General features: G+C 68.5%; 19 protein-coding genes. 14 read left to right on the forward strand and 5 right to left on the reverse strand.

What is annotated here, in order from left to right; all coding sequences use genetic code 11:
* Positions 1–117 precede the first annotated feature (117 nt).
* Genes F788_RS0110780 through F788_RS0110790 form a run of 3 tightly spaced genes read right to left on the reverse strand, consistent with a single transcriptional unit; the run spans position 118 to position 1,654 of the window.
* Positions 118–792: a thioredoxin family protein gene (locus F788_RS0110780; protein WP_026300743.1), complete on the reverse strand. Its 675-nt coding sequence runs from the start codon at positions 790–792 to the stop codon at positions 118–120.
* Positions 793–806: 14 nt separating this feature from the next.
* Complete coding sequence (locus F788_RS0110785; RefSeq protein WP_018871202.1) at positions 807–1,253, reverse strand: glycine cleavage system protein H; 447 nt, start codon at positions 1,251–1,253, stop codon at positions 807–809.
* 2 nt (positions 1,254–1,255) lie between these two features.
* A complete protein-coding gene (locus tag F788_RS0110790) occupies positions 1,256–1,654 on the reverse strand; it encodes a hypothetical protein (protein ID WP_019590161.1) in 399 nt (132 codons plus the stop codon).
* Between the two features lie 184 nt (positions 1,655–1,838).
* Between F788_RS0110790 and F788_RS0110795 the strand changes: the two genes are divergently transcribed.
* Together F788_RS0110795 and F788_RS0110800 are read left to right on the forward strand one after the other, a co-directional pair.
* Positions 1,839–2,051 carry a globin domain-containing protein gene (locus tag F788_RS0110795; protein ID WP_019021041.1) on the forward strand — a complete coding sequence of 71 codons (213 nt, stop codon included), beginning with the start codon at positions 1,839–1,841 and terminating at the stop codon, positions 2,049–2,051.
* Positions 2,052–2,262: 211 nt separating this feature from the next.
* On the forward strand, positions 2,263–2,712 hold the full coding sequence (locus tag F788_RS0110800; RefSeq protein WP_019590162.1) for an Rrf2 family transcriptional regulator: 450 nt from the start codon (positions 2,263–2,265) through the stop codon (positions 2,710–2,712).
* An 82-nt stretch (positions 2,713–2,794) separates the two neighbouring features.
* Here F788_RS0110800 and F788_RS0110805 read toward each other — a convergent pair whose 3' ends face one another.
* Complete coding sequence (locus F788_RS0110805; protein ID WP_019590163.1) at positions 2,795–3,226, reverse strand: DsrE family protein; 432 nt, start codon at positions 3,224–3,226, stop codon at positions 2,795–2,797.
* A gap of 288 nt (positions 3,227–3,514) precedes the next feature.
* On the opposite strand from F788_RS0110805, the gene F788_RS0110810 reads away from it, so the two are divergent.
* The 5 genes from F788_RS0110810 (at position 3,515) to F788_RS0110830 (ending at position 9,508) form a co-directional block, all read left to right on the forward strand.
* Positions 3,515–5,629: a S9 family peptidase gene (locus F788_RS0110810; protein WP_019590164.1), complete on the forward strand. Its 2,115-nt coding sequence runs from the start codon at positions 3,515–3,517 to the stop codon at positions 5,627–5,629.
* Complete coding sequence (locus F788_RS0110815; RefSeq protein ID WP_019590165.1) at positions 5,626–6,285, forward strand: NUDIX domain-containing protein; 660 nt, start codon at positions 5,626–5,628, stop codon at positions 6,283–6,285. The genes F788_RS0110810 and F788_RS0110815 overlap by 4 nt, the downstream gene beginning before the upstream one ends.
* Before the next feature lie 102 nt (positions 6,286–6,387).
* Entirely contained in the window at positions 6,388–6,687 is a 300-nt protein-coding gene (locus F788_RS0110820) for a circadian clock KaiB family protein (RefSeq protein WP_018871300.1), read from the forward strand.
* Positions 6,684–8,177: a circadian clock protein KaiC gene (gene kaiC / locus F788_RS0110825; RefSeq protein ID WP_019590166.1), complete on the forward strand. Its 1,494-nt coding sequence runs from the start codon at positions 6,684–6,686 to the stop codon at positions 8,175–8,177. Before F788_RS0110820 ends, kaiC begins: the two co-directional genes overlap by 4 nt.
* A complete protein-coding gene (locus F788_RS0110830; RefSeq protein ID WP_019590167.1) occupies positions 8,174–9,508 on the forward strand; it encodes a diguanylate cyclase domain-containing protein in 1,335 nt (444 codons plus the stop codon). Before kaiC ends, F788_RS0110830 begins: the two co-directional genes overlap by 4 nt.
* Before the next feature lie 31 nt (positions 9,509–9,539).
* Here the strand turns inward: F788_RS0110830 and F788_RS0110835 are convergent, their stop codons facing one another.
* Positions 9,540–9,746 (reverse strand): hypothetical protein, encoded by a 207-nt coding sequence (locus F788_RS0110835; protein ID WP_018871297.1) that lies wholly within the window; start codon positions 9,744–9,746, stop codon positions 9,540–9,542.
* 195 nt (positions 9,747–9,941) lie between these two features.
* Between F788_RS0110835 and F788_RS0110840 the strand changes: the two genes are divergently transcribed.
* Genes F788_RS0110840 through F788_RS0110870 form a run of 7 tightly spaced genes read left to right on the forward strand, consistent with a single transcriptional unit; the run spans position 9,942 to position 19,247 of the window.
* Positions 9,942–10,925 carry an MBL fold metallo-hydrolase gene (locus F788_RS0110840; RefSeq protein WP_019590169.1) on the forward strand — a complete coding sequence of 328 codons (984 nt, stop codon included), beginning with the start codon at positions 9,942–9,944 and terminating at the stop codon, positions 10,923–10,925.
* Between the two features lie 43 nt (positions 10,926–10,968).
* On the forward strand, positions 10,969–12,264 hold the full coding sequence (locus F788_RS0110845) for a TlpA disulfide reductase family protein (RefSeq protein ID WP_019590170.1): 1,296 nt from the start codon (positions 10,969–10,971) through the stop codon (positions 12,262–12,264).
* Between the two features lie 22 nt (positions 12,265–12,286).
* A complete protein-coding gene (locus F788_RS0110850) occupies positions 12,287–14,827 on the forward strand; it encodes an ABC transporter substrate-binding protein (protein WP_019590171.1) in 2,541 nt (846 codons plus the stop codon).
* Positions 14,820–15,932, forward strand: a complete 1,113-nt coding sequence (locus tag F788_RS0110855) for an ABC transporter permease (protein ID WP_019590172.1) — start codon at positions 14,820–14,822, stop codon at positions 15,930–15,932. Before F788_RS0110850 ends, F788_RS0110855 begins: the two co-directional genes overlap by 8 nt.
* Entirely contained in the window at positions 15,929–17,263 is a 1,335-nt protein-coding gene (locus F788_RS0110860; protein ID WP_019590173.1) for an ABC transporter permease, read from the forward strand. The genes F788_RS0110855 and F788_RS0110860 overlap by 4 nt, the downstream gene beginning before the upstream one ends.
* Positions 17,263–18,252: an ABC transporter ATP-binding protein gene (locus tag F788_RS0110865; protein ID WP_019590174.1), complete on the forward strand. Its 990-nt coding sequence runs from the start codon at positions 17,263–17,265 to the stop codon at positions 18,250–18,252. The genes F788_RS0110860 and F788_RS0110865 overlap by 1 nt, the downstream gene beginning before the upstream one ends.
* Positions 18,249–19,247, forward strand: a complete 999-nt coding sequence (locus F788_RS0110870; protein WP_019590175.1) for an ABC transporter ATP-binding protein — start codon at positions 18,249–18,251, stop codon at positions 19,245–19,247. Before F788_RS0110865 ends, F788_RS0110870 begins: the two co-directional genes overlap by 4 nt.
* Positions 19,248–19,292: the final 45 nt, after the last annotated feature.

Raw genomic sequence — 19,292 nt, forward strand, 5'->3', positions numbered from 1 at the left:
GCACCGCGACCGTGGGTCGTCGGGAAACGGGCGCACAGGATAGAGGGGGCGGCGCGTACCGGGAAGTGTCCCGTCCGCGGGCAGGGCAACGCCCGTCCCGGGAAGCGGTTCGGTCCGTCAGTGGTCGGACGCCGCCGCGGGCCACAGGGCCGGCCACAGGCGCAGGGTCAGCAGCGCCAGCCCGGCCGTGGCGAGGGTGATCCCGGCGGCGGCCAGTGCCGGACCGACGAGCCAGCCGCCGATGGCGGTGACGGCTGCCCCGGCGTTGAGCAGGCCCCACTGGGTCCAGGACCACGGGCCCGCGCGCACCGGCCGCTCCATGAAACGCGGGATCATGTGTTCCGCCAGCCCGGCGATGAACGGGGTGATAAAGCCGAGCAGGAAGACATGCAGCGCACCCGGCCATGGCCCGTCGGGTGGCAGCAGGCCGCCGTGCAGCGCCAGCAGGCCCCCGGCGATCGCCAGCCACACGACCGCGGACAGCAGATGGGCACGGCTGGACGGCGCCAGGGCGATGCCCACCGGCGCCGAGTGGCCGCTGCGCTCGGGCGTGCCGGCCACGATTTCGCGCGCCTCCTCCGGACTCTGCACACCGACCCCGCGCAGTTCGCCGTCCACGACCAGTGCGGGGACGGTCTTCAGGCGCAGCCGCTGGACCAGTTCGCGGCCTTCGGGCGTGCCCATGTCCACCACGCTGAAGTCGAACTCGCGTTCGGCTGCGATCCGGCTCCACACGGCCTCGGCCGAATCGCAGGAGGGGCACCACTGAGAGACAAGAAGCTGTACGCGCATGCGTGCCTCCGGGATCAGTCGGCGCAGCGCATGCACTGGACGCCGTAACGTTCGATCCACTGTTCCAGCGACTCGCGGGCCCGCTCCCCGGTGTACAGGTGCTCGCGCGCGGTCTCCGGGTCGTCCGGGCGCAGGCGCAGCAGCCAGGCCTCGTCGTAGGGTGCACGGTTGACCAGGTCGGGCTGTGCGGTCACCGCGGCATTCACCTCCTCGATGGTGCCGTCGAACGGTGCGGGCACTCCGCCGGCCCATTTGCCGGATTCCAGCCGCGCCAGCGTCTTGCCGCGCCTGCGGTGGGTGCCGGGGCGCTTGAACGTGGTGTACTGCAGGCGCCCGGCCATGGTCTGCGCCGGGTCGGTCAGCCCCAGAGTAAAACTGCCGTCGGCCTCCTCGCGGGCCCACAGGTAATCCAGATCGTAGTAGAGATCCTCGGGGATCTCGCAGCCGCGATATTCGCTCATGATCAGGCCTCCCCGGGGCCGCGCCGGCGCACCGTGAGCAGGATGTTGAGGGTGAACAGCAGCATGGCCGCCCAGGTCAGCAGGCCCCCCGCGAGCAGGATCTCGCGGCTGCCGGCCAGCCACCCGGCGGCCATCGCCGGCAGTCCGGCGTTGGCCAGCACGAACTGGACATCGGCGGTGCGCTCGGAAAACAGGTTGCGTCCCGAAAAGCGGGGCAGGGCATGGAGGCCGATCCCGTAGATCATCATGGTGACGAAGCCCAGCAGCATCAGGTGGGCATGCAGGCGCACCGCATCGCCGGTGATCGTGCCCGGCGCCAGCAGCCAGAGGACGGCCACCCCGCCACCGAGCAGGGCATAGACGAGAGCGATGGTGATGAACAGACGGTTGCGCGTCAGCACGCCTTTCTCCATTCCTGTAAAAATTGATGCTGAATCAACCTTATAGTCGGAGGGTCTCGGGGTCAACGTCTCTGTGCTTTTGCAAAAGGGGTGTTGCAACCCACAGTAAGAAAATCAAAATTTCAAAAGAGATACATCTTCTATTAGCGTTCTCGGCTCCACCTGAATACCGAGGAATGTCTGCATGCTGGAATCCGGGACCCGCGAGATCGTCAAATCCACCGTGCCCGTGCTGGCGGAGCACGGCGAAACCATCACCCGGCGCTTCTACGCCCGGATGTTCGAGGCTCATCCGGAGCTCAGGAACGTCTTCAACCAGGCGCATCAGGCCGCGGGAGAACAGCCGCAGGCCCTGGCCCGGGCGGGGATGCCGCGACCCGTTGCCGTTCATTCGTGACCAGCGCGATCGTCTGACGAATGCGGGCGTCCTCCCGGAACGGATCGTCCACGAGGTGTTCGGGCCCGACGTGTTGTGAATGTCCGCCGTCTGCCGCGTACGGCAGTCGACGCGTGGCACCGCGCGCGGGTATGCTGAATTAGTTAAAGCTAATACAAGGGCCGGCCCCGGCGTTGCGTGCGGGCCGGCCTTTCTGCAAGAGGTCGGTGCCATGCAGCTTACCCGCCATACGGACTATGCGCTGCGCGTGCTTCTGTTCGTGGCCGTGCAGCCCGAGGGTGGCCGCACCACGGTCTCGGAGATCAGCGAGCGCTTCGAGGTCCCGCGCAACCACATGGTGAAGATCGTGCACCGCCTGGGCCGGCTCGGCTATCTGGCCAACCGGCGTGGCAAGGGCGGAGGGATCTGGCTGGCGGTGGCGCCCGAGGAGATCAACCTCGGCGAAGTTGTGCGCAACATGGAACCCACGCTGGAAGTGATCGACTGCACCCGGCCATGGTGCCCGGTCGCGCCGGCCTGCCGCCTCAAGCCCCTGCTCGACGAGGCGCGCGACGCCTTCCTCGCCGTGCTCGACCGCTACACCCTCGCCGACATCGTTCGCAACGAAGCCCGTCTGCGCACCCTGCTGCAGATCGAACCGCACGCCCCCGACGCCGGCTGACCCCCGACCCGCCCACAAAAAAAGGGCCCTCCGGATGGAGGGCCCTCTGGCGTCTGCCCGGATTGGTCGGGCAGCGTGCGGCTTAGTTGGAGAAGTAGCGCACGGTCGGGTCGGCCATGTAGGCGCCCACGTCTTCCGGGTCGGCCGGGGTGACGCCGTCGATCAGGTCTTCCTCGGTGTAGTCGGTGTTGGGCAGGAAGATGGCGCAGGTCTCGACCTTCGCGCCGTTGTTGATCAGGTTCATCAGCAGCTGCTGGGCGTTGCGGTCGGCGGGCTGCATGGTCGCGCCGTCAAAGTCGTCGGTCGCCATCTTGGCGGCCGGGCCGCACAGCAGCACGCGCACTTCCTGGCCCTGGCCCATGGCCTGGTTGGCCAGCACCATGGACATGAACTGGGTGTGGTCGTCGCCGGAGGTGACGCTGGCGAACATCTTCGAGGGTTCGTCGGCCTGAACGGCGCTGGCGCCGGCAAAGGTCAGGACGGCGGCGGCAGCGAGGGTCTTCATGGTACGCATGGGGTACGTCTCCCGTTTGGGTGGTATGTAAGCGTTTTCGAATGTAGTTGAATGCTTATATGGAATGCAAATCAGACTGCGTCCATATGTCGATTGCGTCGCATCGGGTGATTCGTTGTTCGCGCGGATTCCCGGCGGGTGCGGCACGCGGCTCCTTTCGGGAGGCAGGTCTTTCGCCGGAATCTCACCAGTAGATGGGGGACGGGGAAGGAAGTTCCCGGGCCGGCGGCGGAACCGTGAACCGGCCGATGCTGTCATCCTGTATTCAGAGCGACTGGGGAGGACGTGATGCAGGAGACGCTGGACAGGACGAACCGGCGCGGCGCGCGCGACCGGGCCAGAGGCCCCCGCGGGCGCACCGCGATCATGGGTGCGCTGCTGCTGACGCTGCCGGCCCTGGCCGGTGCGCAGATCGAGACCGCACCGGCCGAGGAGGGCGCCGGCCCGTGGACCGAGGAGGCGCCGCCGCTGGTGAAGCTGGAACGCTTCTTCCGTGACCCGGAATACGCCTCCGCGCGGATCTCCCCGGACGGCGATCGTGTCGCCTTCCTGCGACCCTACGAGGGGGCGATGAACATCCATGTGGTGGCGCGGGGCGAGCCGGTCGAGCAGGCGCAGCCGGTCACCACCGAAGAGCGGTCGGTCTCGGGCTTTTTCTGGTCGCGCGATGGCGAGTACCTTCTGTATGCGCGCGATGCCGACGGTGACGAGGACTTCGAGATCCGCGCCCTGCAGGCCCCGGAGACCCCCGACCCGGAGGCCGACGGATATCCCGACTCACGCGCACTGGCCGGAGGTGACGGGGTGCAGGCGCGGATCATCCATGTACCGCGAGAGGCGCCGGAACATCTGTTCGTGGGGCTGAACGACCGCGATCCCCGGCTGCACGACGTCTACCGGGTCGACATCGCCAGCGGCGAACGCGAGCGGGTGGTGAAGAACACCGCGGAGATCGAAGGCTGGCATTTCCACGAGGGCGAGCTGCGCAAGGCGACGCGCACCACCGGCGACGGCGGGAGCGAGATCCTGCGCGTCGATGGCGAGGACGACTTCCGGCAGATCTACGCCTGCGAGTTCGGCGAGAGCTGCTCTGTGGCCGGATTTCACAAGGATGGCGCCAGGCTCTATCTGCGCACCAACGCGGGCGAGGATCGCGATCTGAGCGAGCTGGTCCTGTTCGACCCGGATTCCGGCGAGGAGACCCGGGTGCACCGCGACCCGGAAGGCGAAGTCGATCTCGGTCGCGCGCTGTTTTCCGACGAGGACCACCGCCTGCTGGCCACGCAGTACACCGGCGACCGGCAGCGGATCTACCCCCACGACGAGGAATTCGAGCAGGCGCTGGACTGGCTGCGCTCGGAGCTGGGTGACGCGGAGCTGTCGTTCTCCTCGCGAACCCGTGACGAGGACGTGTGGACCGTGGGCGTGCAGCGCGACGTCGATCCCGGCAGTGCCTGGGTGGCGGATCTGCGCGAACGCGAACTCGAACGCCTGTATCGCACCCGGCCGGATCTTCCCGAGGATGTGCTGGCGTACATGGAGCCGATCCGCTACGAGGCCCGTGATGGCACCGAGATCCCGGGCTACCTGACCCTGCCGCGCGGGGCGGAGGCCGAGGACCTGCCCCTGGTGGTGATGCCGCACGGCGGTCCCTGGGTGCGCGACACCTGGGGCTACAGCGGACAGGTGCAGTTCCTCGCCAACCGTGGTTACGCCGTGCTGCAGCCGAATTTCCGCGGTTCTTCGGGCTTTGGCAAGGCGTTTCTCAATGCCGGCAACCAGGAATGGGGCACCGGCGTGATGCAGCACGACGTGACCGACGGGGTGAAACATCTGATCGACGAGGGCATCGCCGATCCGGACCGGGTGGCGATCTATGGCGGCTCCTACGGCGGCTACGCAACCCTGGCCGGGCTGACCTGGACTCCGGAGCTCTACGCCGCCGGGGTGTCGATGGTGGGGCCGTCCAGCCTGATTACCCTGATGGAATCCATCCCGCCCTACTGGGAGGCCGGGATCAAGCGCATGCACGGGCGTGTGGGTGACCCGGACGATCCGGAGGACCGCGAGCGGCTGAAGGAGCAGTCGCCGCTGTTCCACGTCGACCGCATCGAGTCGCCGCTGCTGGTGGCCCAGGGGGCCAACGACCCGCGCGTCAAGCAGGCCGAGTCGGACCAGATCGTGGCGGCACTGCGCGACGCCGGGCATCCGGTGGAATACCTGCTGGCGCTGGACGAGGGCCACGGTTTCGTCAACGAGACCAACCGCCTGGCGTTCTTTGCCGGCCTGGAGGGCTTTCTGGCCGAGCATGTCGGCGGGCGTCGGCAGGCGGAATACCCGGAGCCGGTGCAGGAACGCCTGGAGCGGCTGCGTCAGGACATCGACGAGGTCGAGGCCCCGTGAGCGCCGGCGATGGCCGCCGCCCGGGGCTCGGACCCGGAGACGTCGAGGTCCTCGAGCGCGAGTCGCTGTTCGAGGGCTTCTTCCGTATGGCCCGCTATACGGTGCGCCACCGGCTGTTCGGCGGTGGCTGGAGCCGGCCGCTGACGCGCGAGCGCTTCGAACGCGGACATGCGGCCGTGCTGCTGCCCTATGACCCGGTGGCCGACCGTGTGGTGCTGATCGAGCAGTTCCGCATCGGCGCGCTGGAGAAGCCGGCCGGACCCTGGCTGCTGGAGTTCGTCGCCGGGGTCATCGAACCGGGCGAGGAGCCGGAAGCCGTGGTGCGGCGCGAGTCCTTCGAGGAAGCGGGGGTGAACCCGGCGCGCATCGAGTTCATGCAGGAGGTGTATGTCAGCCCCGGCGGCAATTCCGAGTCGCTGCGGATCTACTGTGGTGAGGTGGACAGTCTGGGTGTGGGCGGTGTGCACGGACTGCACGAGGAAGACGAGGACATCCGGGTGTTCACCGTGCCCTTCGACGAGGCAATGCAGTTGATGCACGACGGCCGTATCGACTCGGCCGGGCCGGTGATCGCGCTGCAGTGGCTGGCGCTCAATCGCGAGCGGCTGCGGCGCGAATGGGGAGCGGGTGCCCGGGCGGATGAGCCGCGCCGCTGAAGACTCCCCCCGCCCGGACCGGGTTGCGTTGACGCATGGCGGGAGGATTCCGGATAATTCCCCGCTCGAGACAAGGGCGCAATCGCCGTCCGGGGAGGATACGTGGCGCAGGAATACCTGCTCCGCCTGTACGTGACGGGGCAGACGGCCCGGTCCGCACGGGCACTGGCCAATCTGCAGGCCATCTGTGAAGAAGAACTCCAGGGACGCTATCGGATCGAGGTGATCGACGTGCTCGAAAATCCCGAGCGCGGCGAGAACGAGCGCATCGTCGCCACCCCCACCCTGATCCGTGAGCTGCCTCCGCCGATCCGCCGCATCATCGGCGATCTCTCCGACCGCGACGAAGTGCTGCACGGGCTGGAGCTGGTGACGCCCGGGCAGCGGGAGTCCCTGCAATGACCGCAGAAATGGGTGGAGGAATCGACAAGCTGGCCACCGGGATCCCGGGGTTCGACGCGATCGCCCGTGGCGGTCTGCCCGAGGGGCGCACCACGCTGGTTGCCGGTACCCCGGGCAGTGCCAAGACGGTGTTTGCCGGCCAGTTCCTGGCCGCCGGCATCCAGCGCGATGCCACCCCCGGCGTGTTCGTGACGTGCGAGGAGTCGCCCGCGGATCTGCGGCGCAATTTCAGTGCATTCGGCTGGCCGATGGCGGACTGGGAAGCCGACGGGCACTGGACCTTCGTGGACGTGTCGCCGGACCCGGACGAGGAGACGGTGGAGGCCGGGAGCTACGACCTCGGGGCCCTGGTGGCGCGCATCGAGCATGCGGTGGAGCGCAGCGGGGCCCGCCGTCTGGCGATCGATTCCCTGGGCGCGATGTTTTCGCGCTTCCCCGACACCCGCCAGGTGCGTCGTGACCTGTTCCGCATCGCCTCGCGGCTGAAGGCCCTGGGCGTGACGGCGGTCATGACCGCCGAACGCGAGACCGAATACGGCCCCGTTGCCCGTCACGGGGTCGAGGAGTTCGTCGCCGACAACGTGGTGATCCTGCGTAACATCCTGGAGAACGAGACCCGCCGGCGCACGCTGGAGATCCTCAAGTTCCGCGGTACGCAGCACCAGAAGGGCGAGTACCCGTTCACCATCCTGCCGGAGGGCGGGCTGATCGCCATCCCGCTGTCGGCGATGGAGCTGACCCAGCATTCCACCGACGTGCGCACGACCTCCGGCAACGACGAGCTGGACCGGATGTGCGGTGGCGGTTTCTACCGCGACTCGATCGTGCTGGTATCCGGTGCCACCGGCACCGGCAAGACCCTAATGGCGACGGAGTTCACCGCGGGCGGACTGGCCGCCGGCGAACGCTGCATGCTGTTCGCCTTCGAGGAAAGCCGCGAACAGCTGATGCGCAACGCGCGCGGGTGGGGCGTGGATTATGCCCCGGCGGAGGAGGCCGGGAACCTGGCGATCCGCTGCGACTACCCCGAGGCCGCCGGACTGGAGGACCACCTGGTCCGGATCAAGGAGGAGATCGACCGCTTCCGCCCGGACCGGGTCGCCCTCGACAGCCTGACCGCGCTGGAGCGCGTGGCCAGCCCGCGCGGTTTCCGCGAGTTCGTGATCAGCCTGACCTCGTTCATCAAGGAGCGTCAGATTGCGGGGCTGTTCACCGCCTCCACGCCGTCGCTGATGGGCGGCGCCTCGGTGACCGAGGCGCACATCTCCACCCTGACCGATTCCATCATCGTCCTGCGCTATGTCGAGATGCGCGGGCGGGTCCATCGCGGCCTGGCCGTGCTGAAGATGCGCGGCGCGGGACATGACGCCGGGATCCGGCGTTTCAACATCGACGGTCGCGGGATGCATATCGGCGAGCGCTTCCGTGGCGTGGAGGGTATCCTCGAAGGCCATCCCGTGCATGTGCAGCAAGGAGACGAGGACACATGATGCCGAATCCGGACCTTTCGATGCCCCCGGCCGCGGTGCCCGGCGCCGTGCTGTGGGCGGGCGACGGGGGCGGCGACTTCGCCGGCTCCGGTCCGTCGGGCGATGGCCTGCGGGCGATCCTCGAGGCCTCCGCCGATGCCATCATCGTGGTGGACTCGGCGGGCGTTCTGCGCTATGCCAACCCGGCCGCCAGCCGGCTGTTCGGGCGCGACCTGCAGGCCCTGAGGGGCACCGGGTTCGGTTTCCCGACGGCTCCCGGACGCACCGAGATCGACGTGCTGCCTCCCGGCGAGGCCCCGCGCGTCGCCGAGATGCACGTGACCGCCCTGAGCTGGGACGGGGAGGACGCCAGCCTGGCGATCCTGCGCGATGTCACCGAGCGCAAGGCCATGGAAGACGAGCTGCGCCTGGCGGCCCAGGTATTCGAGAACGCCTCCGAGGGGCTGCTGATCACCGATGCAGGGCAGCGCGTGCTGAAGGTGAACCCCGCCTTCATGTCCATCACCGGGTACCAGCCCGGAGAGGTGCACGGCCGGCCGATGGGCGAACTGCTGGATTCGGAATACCAGGACCCGGCCCTGCTGGAAACCATCGAGGCCGCGGTGCACAGCGCCGGCCGCTGGGAGGGCGAGCTGGTCAAGCGCCGGCGCGACGGCGGGCCCTGCTACACCTGGACCACGGTGATCGCGGTCCGTGGCGAGATGGGGCAGCCGACCCATTTCATCGTGACCTTCGAGGACATCACCCGGTGGAAGGAGGCCCAGCAGCGCCTGGACCATCTGGCGCACGCCGATCCGCTGACCGATCTGCCGAACCGTACCGCCTTCCATCAGCATCTTGATCTGGCGCTGGGGCAGGCGCGACGCCACGGCGACATCGTGTCCGTGCTGTTCGTGGACCTGGATCACTTCAAGCCGGTCAACGATGCCCTGGGCCATGCGGTGGGCGACGAGATCCTGCAGGCCGTGGGGGCTCGCCTGCGCGAAACCGTGCGCGAGAGTGACCTCGTCGCGCGGCTGGGCGGGGACGAGTTCATCGTTCTGGTGCGGGATATCCAGCGCGAGGCCGATGCGGGTGTCGTGGCGCAGAAGATCATCGACGCGCTGCGGGCGCCGTTCCACGTGCGTGATCACGAGATCCACATCGGATCCAGCGTGGGCATTGCCGTTTACCCGGAAGACGGGCGCGACGGCGACACCCTGATCCATGCGGCCGATCAGGCCATGTACCGTGCCAAGGATCGCGGGCGCGGGCTGTTCGCGTTCGCGAACAGTGCCGGAGAAACCCCGCCGGTCCCCCCATTCGCGGGAAGGCCGGCGGACTGCGGCTGACCCCTTGATGCCCGGCGCCGGCCGGGTGCCGTCAGGCCGGGCAGGACTCGTCGGGGATCCGGCGGTCGCGTTCCTCGTCGCGCGCGACGGTTGTATGCGTAGTGCCTGCCGTCATCCCGACGGCCACCGGTTCGCCCATCGAGCGGTCGGTGTCGGCGATCGCGGGGGCGGCCCCGGCGAGCATCAGGCCAAGCGCGGCGGTGCCGGCAAATATGAACGTGGTCTGGCGGTGTTGCATGGCGTTCCTCCCGAGTGTCCCGTAGCCCGAGATCGCCTTCCGCGGTCGGGCGCGCAAGACGGACTCTTTAAGCATGGACGGCGATGGTGCGTCCTGCATTCCCCGCGAGTGGCGGGAATGAACCGGCGCGCCAGGCGTCCCATGGATAACCAATAACGACCGCTCGGGGGTTACCTGATGAAGAGACTGCAATGGATGATGGCCGGATGCCTGTGGCTGGTCATGGCCGCTCCGCTGAGTGCCGACGCGGGGAGCGAGGTCGAGGTCCCGGGGCCGAACGAGCGCCTGAGTGATGCCCGCACCAGCGACCTGGAACGGGTGGACGAACTGCAGCCGGTGCGTGTGGCGGAAGACGTGTACGCGATCATCGGCTCCATCGACGGGCGCAGCTACGACAACCTCGGGCTGACCATGAATCTGGGCTTCGTGGTGACCGACGAGGGGGTGGTGCTGATCGACTCCGGTCCGTCGTACGCCTTTGGCGAGATGCTGGAGGCCGCGATCGGCGAAATCACCGATCAGCCGGTCACCCATGTCATCGGCATCGGTTCGCAGGATCACCGCTGGATGGCCGATGGCTATTTCCGCGAGCAGGGGGCCGAGCTGATCACCCTGGAACGTACGGCCGAGACCCGCAGGGATTTTGCCGATGATCACATTGAACGCATGTCGGGGATCCTCGAAGACCGTTTCGAGGGCACCGAGGCCGTGGTGACCGACGAGCCGCTGGAAGGCGACCGCCACGAGCTGAAGATCGGCGGCACCGCATTCCATCTGGAGTTCTGGGCGGATGCCCATTTCCCCGGCGACGCGGTGGTGTACCTGCCGCAGACCGATGTCTTCTTCTCCGGGGACATGGTCTATCTCGACCGCATGCTGGGCATCCATCCGTGGAGCGATCCGGTGGCCTGGCTGACCGCGGTGGAAAAGCTGGAAGAGAAGGCACCGGCCGCCGTGGTGCCCGGCCACGGGGACGTCGCGGGCATGGACCTCGTGACCGCGGAAACCGGGGACTACCTGCGGTTCGTGATCAGTGGCGTGGAACAGGCGCTGGAAGACTGGGCCTCGCTGCAGGAGGCGGTGGACGACCTTGGTGATGCCCCGCAGTTCGAGCATCTGGAACATTTCGGCGACTGGCATCGGACCAACATCAATCGAACCTATCTCTTCATGGAGTAGGCGTTTCGGGTTTCCGGTTATCCCACCATTCGCGAGGTTCAATGTGCGGTCGATTCCGTGGTCCCGGACGGGGCGTGCGCTGCTGTGGCTGCTCTTTCTCCTCCTGCCGTCGGGTCTGCTGGCCGACGACGTGGCGAAGGAGTTCACCATCGAACTGGATGGCGGGGATCTCCTGGAGGTAGAGACCCTCGGCGAGGCCGAAGGCACGGGTCCGCTGTTCATCTGGCTGATCCCGGCCGCCGAGCATCTGGATGCCCCGCGCGAACTGCTGGGCGAACTGGCGGAGCAGGGCGCCACGGTGTGGGTGGTGGACCTGCTCGATTCGCTGCTGCTGGAACGCTCGAGTTCCACCGTGCGCGGGCTGGAGGGCAAGCCCGCCGCGGCGCTGCTGGAGGAGGCCGGGGCGCGGGGTTATGCCCCGGTGACCCTGGTGGCCTCCGACCGCATGGGCGTGCCCGCGCTGCGCGGGCTGCGCGAATGGCAGTTGGCGACCGACGACCCGGATGCCGTGGCCGGCGCGATCCTGCTGTTCCCCAACCTGTATCGCGGTACCCCTGCCGCCGGGGATGACCCGGAGCTGTTCGGGATCGTGGATGCGACCAACATGCCGGTGGCGGTGTTCCAGCCCGCCGAGGGGGCCCATGCGGCCCGCCTGCCGGAACTGATGCGGCATCTGTACGCGGCCGGCAGCCCGGCGCTGGCGCGCATCATCGCCGGCGAGCGCGACTACTACATGCGTCCCGACGAGGCGGGCAGTGACGCGGTCGAGCGAACTCCGCAGCAGCTGCTTTCGACGGCGCGCGTGCTGGCGGGCCTGCCGCGCCCGGGACAGGTCGCCGAACTGGACGAGGAGCGCGACCAGCCGCTGGGCAGCGAGCACGGGATGGTCGAGCGCGAGCCCGAGGAGCCGCCCGGCTACGAACTGACCGCCGCGCGCGGCGAGACCCACCGGCTGGAGGATCGTGCCGGTCAGGTGACGCTGGTGAACTTCTGGGCCAGCTGGTGCCCGCCCTGCGTGCACGAGATCCCGTCGATGAACCGCCTCGAAGGCTCGTATGACGAGGACGAGTTCGCGATCGTGTCGATCAATTTCCGCGAGTCGCCCGAGCACATCCTGGAATTCATGGAAGAGGTCGAGGTCGATTTCCCGGTGCTGATGGACGAGGATGGGGCGGTCTCGCAGGAATGGGGCGTGTTCGCCTTCCCCAGCTCGTTCCTGCTGGACCGCGAGGGCCGGGTGCGGTATTCCGTGAACGAGGCCATCGAGTGGGACACCGACGAGGTGCGTGACGTGATCGACGAGCTGCGCGACGAACCCGCCCCTGACGCCACGCCCTGAGCCCGTAACCCGAGGAGATCCCTTGTTCGATCTGCGCCGCCTGCTGCCTCTGCTGATTCTCGGCCTGTTCGTGCTGGCGATCGCGGGCACCCTGTGGATGGGGGATCGCAGCGAAGATACCGCCGCCCCGCAGCCCGTGCCGGGCGATCCGGCGGAGCGAAAGGGGGCACTGGTCGACGAGGTGGTGTTCACCGTGGAATCCGACCCCGGCCGCATCACCGCGCTGATCGAACGGGGCTCGCATCATCTGTTTGGCCAGGGGCTGGATTCGGCCACGCTGTTCCGCCAGATCCAGGCTTCGCCCGCGGTGGGGCATCATTTCTCGCGCGGTTCGGTGGCCGAGCTCACGCTGAATCCGGCCGAGTTCGAGGACGGCCAGCTGAACCCCTTCGCCGATCGCGAGATCCGCGAGGCAATGAACTGGCTGGTGGATCGCAGCCATATCGCGGAAGAGCTGTATGGCGGGCTCGCCACGCCGCGTTATCTCCCGCTGAACACCGCCTTTCCGGATTACGCTCGCCTGGCCGGACCGGCGCGCGAGCTCGAGATCCGTTACCGCCACGATGCCGAACGCGCGCGCCGGGTGATCGGCGAACGCATGGAGGCCCTGGGCGCGGAGCGACGCGACGGTCGCTGGTTCCATGACGGCGCGCCGGTCCGCATCCGGGTGCTGATCCGCACCGAGGACAACCGCGAGCGGGTGGGCGACTACGTGGCCAACCGGCTGGAGGACCTCGGTTTCGAGACCGAGCGGCTGTACCGCACCGCGGACGAGGCGACCCGCCTGTGGATCGCCAGTGATCCTGCCGCCGGCCGCTGGCACGTGTATACCGGCGGCTGGATATCCACGGTCATCAACCGCGATGTCGGCGGCGACTTCAACTATTACTACACCCCCCGCGGGCGACCGGACCCCCTGTGGCAGGCCTACGATCCCGATCCCGAGCTGGACGAGCTCGCCGAGCGCCTGGAACGCCGCGAGTATCAGTCCGTGGAGGAGCGCGAGGAGCTGATGGGGCGCGCGCTGGAGCTGGCCATGAAGGATTCGGTGCGCATCTGGCTGGTGGATCAGCAAAGCGTCTGGCCGCATGCCGCGAACCTCGAGGTGGCGGTGGATCTGGCCGGCGGCGTGACCGGTTCCGGCCTGTGGCCCTATACCCTGCGTTTCCGCGACGGCCTGGGCGGACGCGTGGTGGTCGGCACGCCCAGCATGCTGACCGAGCCCTGGAACCCGGTGGCCGGTTCCAACTGGATCTTCGATCAGATGATCCTGCGTTCCCTGTCGGACCCGGCGGCGCTGGCCGATCCGTTCACCGGGCTCTATCGGCCGCAGCGCATCGCGCGCGCCCGGGTCACGGTGGAAGAGGGCGCGCCGGTCGGGCGCACCCTGGACTGGTTGGAGCTGGAGAGTGTGGAGCGCATCGAGGTGCCCGGCGACGCCTGGCTGCGCTGGGACGCCGCAGAAGGGCGCAAGGTGACGGTGGACGAGGCCGAACCGGAGGGCCTGACGGCGCGTTCGCGTACCGAGATCGAATTCCACGACGGGTACCTGGATCGCTACTGGCACGATGGTTCCCGGGTCTCCGTCGCCGACATGATCCTGCCGTGGATCCTGACCTTCGAACGTGCCGACGAGGACAGCGCGCTGTTCGATCCGGGGCATGTACCCACGTTTTCGGTCTATGAGCGGCATTTCCGCGGCTGGCGCATCACGGATACCGACCCGCTGACGGTGGAGGTCTACAGCGATCAGGTGTTCCCGGATGCGGAGAACCTGGTGGCCAACCGCGTGCCCGCCACCCAGCCCTGGCATGTGCTGGGGCTGGGGATCGAGGCCGAGCGCCAGGGCGATCTGGCCTTTTCCACCGGTCAGGCCGACCGGCGCGGCGTGGAGCAGACCAACCTGGTGGGCGGACCGGCACTGGAGATCCTGCGCGACTACCTGCGCGCGGCGCACGCGGCGGAGCGGCTGCCGTTCGAGGAGACCCTGAGCGAGTGGGTCGATCCGGAGGAGATCCGCGAACGCTACGCGGCGCTGGAGCAGTGGCAGGCCGAACGCGGGCATTTCTGGGTCGGCGACGGGCCGTTCTATCTCCACCGCGTGCGCGCGGTGGAGGGCAGTCTGGTGCTGCGCCGCTTCGAGGACTTCCCCGATCCGGCGGACAAGTGGCTGCGCTTTGCGGAGCCGCGGATCCCCGAGGTCAGCGTGGACGGCCCGCTGATCGCCGAGCTGGGCGAGGCGGTCAGTCTGGATCTCGACATCCGTTTTGGCGGCGAGCCGTATCCGCATGAGGACATCGACGAGGTGCGCTGGATGCTGTTCGATGGCGACGACCGCCTCGCGCGGCGCGGCGAACTGGAGCCGGATGCGGACGGGCGCTGGCGTCTGGATCTGGATGCGGAGATCCTCGAGGCGCTGGGTACCGGTGCCAACAGCCTGGAGTTCGCGGTCACCGCGACGCCGGTCGCCCTGCCGGCCTTTGCCACCCATGCGTTCGCCACGGTGCCAGGCGGTCGGGTGCCGCAACCCCGGGCCGAACCAGCGGAGCAAGGCGATGACTGACGGGTCCGTCAACGCCGCCCGACGCGGCTGGCTGAGCGATCTGCGCCGCCTGGCCGTGTTTACCGGCAAGCGCCTGCTGGCGCTGCTGGTGACGGTGCTGATCGGGGTCTACCTGACCATCGTGATCGCCAACATGGGCGGGCAGGTGGATGACCTGCGCCTGGCCCAGATCGAGACCACGGCGGCCGAGGCGGTGCGTGCGGATCCGGCGTTTCATGATCTGCCGTCCGATGAGCGGACCGAGCTGGTCGAGCAGCAGGTGGCGCTGGAAGTGGAGCGCCTGCGCCTGGACGAGCCCTTCATCTGGCGCAGCTTCGACTATCTCTACCAGGCGATGATCCTGGACCTGGGGCGGGCCGAGGAGATGCACTCGGATGCCGGCTCGCGCCAGGTCTTCAATATCATCGCTGAACGCCTGCCGGCCACCCTGCTGCTGTTCGGTACCGCCAACCTGCTGGTGTTCTTCGTCGCGGTGTTTGCCGCGCTGGGGCTGTCGCGGCGCTACGGCTCGGCGCTGGATCAGAGCGTCATCGGCCTGGCGCCGAGCTCGGCGGCGCCGGGCTGGTTCTACGGCATCTTCCTGATCCTGCTGCTGGCGTTCATCTGGCCGCTGTTCCCGGCGGGAGGGATGGTCTCGGTGCCACCGCCGGAGGACGGCTGGGCCTACGCCTCCAGCGTGCTCCGGCACATGGCGCTGCCGGTGCTGGCGATGTTCATCTCGCAGATCTTCATCTCGATCTATTCCTGGCGCACCTTCTTTCTGATCCATTCCAGCGAGGACTACGTGGAGATGGCACGCGCCAAGGGGCTGCCGGACCGCATGATCGAACAGCGCTACATCCTGCGGCCGACGCTGTCGCCCATCGTGACCAGCTTCCTGCTGATGCTGATCGGGCTGTGGAGCGGCGCGATCATCCTCGAACAGGTGTTCAACTGGCCGGGTCTGGGCACGCTGCTGTTCGAGGCCATCGGCCATCGCGACACCCCGGTGATCATCGGATCGGTGGTGATCTTCGCCTACCTGCTGGCCATCACCGTGTTCGTGCTGGACTTCCTCTACGCCATCCTCGATCCGCGCGTGCGCATTGAAGGAGGCCGTTCATGAGCCCCTGGAGCGAGGGCCTGCGCCGGCTGCGGCGCTATCCGTCGGCGGTGGCGGGGATGCTGATCATCCTCGCCCTGCTGGGCACGGCGATCTACGCGGTTACCGCCATCCCGTACAGCGAGGCGCAGAAGCTCTGGCGCGGCGGCGAGGTCTGGCAGGATCTGCCGGTGAATGCCGCACCGGTGTGGACGGACCGGCTGTTCGGCGGCAACGCGCCGCGCACCGTGAAGGCCGGGAGCGAGGCGGCCGAGCGGGAATTCGCGGCCTTCGACGGCGGACGCATCGAGGAGCAGACCCTGCGCTTCGACTTCCCCTATGACGATTTCCCGGGGGAGATCAACCTGTTCCTGCAGGCCGAGTTCGAGCAGCGGCCGCCGTTCGTGCGCATGAGCTGGCACCGGCCCGACGGCAGCGAGGTGGCCCTGGGCTCGCGGCGGGTCAGTGCCGAGGAGCGGGTGTCGATCTCCCAGGACCAGGGCCTGGAGGGGCGCCTGGGGCATGCCCCGCAGGTTGGTCTGTTCAGTGACGCCGATGTCGAAGACCCGGAACCCCGGGTCCTGCCGGGGACCTACGAGCTGGTACTGGAAACCGTGCATTTCGAGCCCGAAGGCCGCATGGATGCCGAACTGGTGGCCTACGGGCAGGTCCACGGGCTGTTCGGGACCGACCATCAGCGCCGCGATCTGTCCGTGGCCCTGCTGTGGGGCACCCCGGTGGCGCTGGCGTTCGGGCTGATCGCCGCGGTGGGGACCACCATCACCACCCTGATCATCGCCGCCGCCGGCGTGTGGTACGGCGGCTGGGTGGATGCCGCGATCCAGCGCCTGACCGAGGTCAACATCATCCTGCCGCTGCTGCCGATCCTGGTGATGGTGGGCACCCTGTATTCCACCAGTATCTGGCTGATGCTGGGCGTGGTGGTGGCCCTGGGGATCTTCTCCGCCGGGATCAAGATGTACCGCGCGATGCTGCTGCCGATCCGCCAAGCCCCGTACATCGAGGCGGCGCGCGCCTACGGGGCCAGCAGCCCGCGGATCGTGCTGCGCTACATGGTGCCGCGCATCCTGCCGGTGCTGATCCCCACGTTCGTGACCCTGATCCCGACCTACGTCTTCCTCGAGGCCTCGCTGGCGGTGCTGGGCCTCGGGGATCCGGTGCTGCCGACCTGGGGCAAGGTGCTGCACGACGCCCAGGCCCAGTCGGCCCTGTACCACGGGTTCTACTACTGGGTGGTGAGCCCCGCGGCGCTGCTGATGCTGACCGGACTGGGTTTCGCCATGCTCGGTTTCGCCCTGGATCGCGTGTTCAACCCCCGGCTGAGGAACCTGTGATGACGGTGGCGGCCAACCCCGACAGCCCGTTGCTGGAGATCGAGGACCTGCGCATGCAGTACCGCACCGAGCAGGGCCCGGTGAACGCGGTCGACGGGGTCGATCTGGAGATCCGCCGCAACGAGGCGCTGGTGGTGCTGGGCGAGTCCGGCTGCGGCAAGTCCTCGCTGGCCAAGGTCCTGCTGCGCACCCTGCCGCGCAATGCCGGGCGACCCACCGGCCAGGTACGCCTGGACGGGCGCGACGTGCTGGGCCTGTCCGAGGAACGCTTCCGCCGCGAGGTGCGGTGGACCCGCATCGCGCTGGTGATGCAGGCGGCGATGAATGCGCTGAACCCGGTGGTGCGGGTGGGCGAACAGGTCGCCGAGCCGCTGCGCATCCATCGGGGGTGGTCGCGGCGGGCGGCCATGGCCCGTGCGGCCGAGGCATTCGAGGAGGTCGGCATCGCCACGGACTTCCTGCAGCGTTATCCGCACGAGCTGTCCGGCGGCATGCGCCAGCGCGCGGTGCTGGCGATGGCGCTGGTGACCGACCCCGACCTGGTGATCCTCGACGAGCCCACTTCGGCGCTGGATGTGCTCACCCAGGCCTCGATCATGAACGTGCTCAAGCGCATCAAGCGCGATCGCGGCACCAGCTTCGTGCTGATCACCCACGATGTCGCCACCTCCAGCGAGCTGGCCGACCGCGTGGCGTTGATGTATGCCGGGCAGGTGGTGGAGGAGGCGTCCGCCGAGGCCTTCTTCACTGCCCCCGCGCACCCCTATTCGCAGATGCTGATGGCCTCGGTGCCACGGCTGCGCCAGGAGGAAGCGCCGGTACCCATCCCCGGGCGCCCACCCAGCCTGCAGGATCCGCCCGCCGGCTGCCGTTTCGCCGCGCGTTGCCCGCGTCGTTTCGAGCGCTGCGCCGAGGACCCGGCGGTGTTCCACCCGGATGCGCGCCATCGCGTGCGCTGCTGGCTGCATGACGCGGGAGGGACCGGATGAATACCCGTGCTCAACAGGAACCGCTGCTGGTCGCCGACGACCTGCAGACCCACTTCGAGCTGCGTCAGTGGGGCTTCATCCGCACCGGGACCGTGCGCGCGGTGGATGGCGTGCGTTTTACCCTGGATGCCGGCGAGGCCGCCGCGGTGGTGGGCGAGTCCGGCTGCGGCAAGTCGTCGCTGGCGCGCACCCTGCTGGGGCTGAACCGGCCCACCGGCGGGGCCGTGCGCTTCGAGGGGCAGTCGCTGGCCGATCTGAAGGGAGCCGACCTGAAGGCATACCGCGCCCGGGTGGGGTACGTGCAGCAGGATCCCTACGGGGCCCTGCCGCCGTTCATGGACATCCGCCGGGCGCTGGAGGAACCGCTGATCGTGCACGGGATCGGCCCGCGCGCCGAGCGCGAACGGCGCATCGACGCGGCGCTGGAGGAGGTCGGGCTGACCCCGGTGGCGCAGGTGCGCGGCAAGTTCCCGCATCAGCTGTCCGGCGGGCAGCAGCAGCGGGTGGTGATCGCCCGCGCCCTGCTGCTGCGGCCGAAGCTGATCATCGCCGACGAACCGGTGTCGATGCTGGACGCCTCGGTGCGGGTGGAAATCCTCGACCTGCTGCATCGCGTGCAGCGCGAGCACGACATCGCGCTGCTCTACATCACCCACGATCTGTCCACCGTGCGTCACTACGCCGGGCGGGTGATGGTGATGTACGCCGGCCGCATCGTGGAGCAGGCGCCGGTGGACGCGCTGCTGGACGCCCCGCAGCACCCCTACACCGAGGCGCTGCTGTCCGCGCTGGCCGACCCCGACCCCGCCAACGCGCGGCAGATGCGCGAGATCCCCGGCGGCGAGGCCCCCAGCCTGGTCAGCCCGCCGCCGGGCTGCCGTTTCCATCCACGCTGCCCGCAGGCCATGGCCGGCGTCTGCGAGACCCGCGACCCGCCCGATTTCCGCCCTGCACCGGAACACCGCGCCGCCTGCTGGCTGCGCGAACCGGAGTAAACGGCGCTCTCCGCCCGGGGGCTGCTACCATGATTCCTGCACTGA

Source organism: Thioalkalivibrio sp. ALE10, from assembly GCF_000381385.1.
Taxonomy (GTDB): Bacteria; Pseudomonadota; Gammaproteobacteria; order Ectothiorhodospirales; family Ectothiorhodospiraceae; genus Thioalkalivibrio.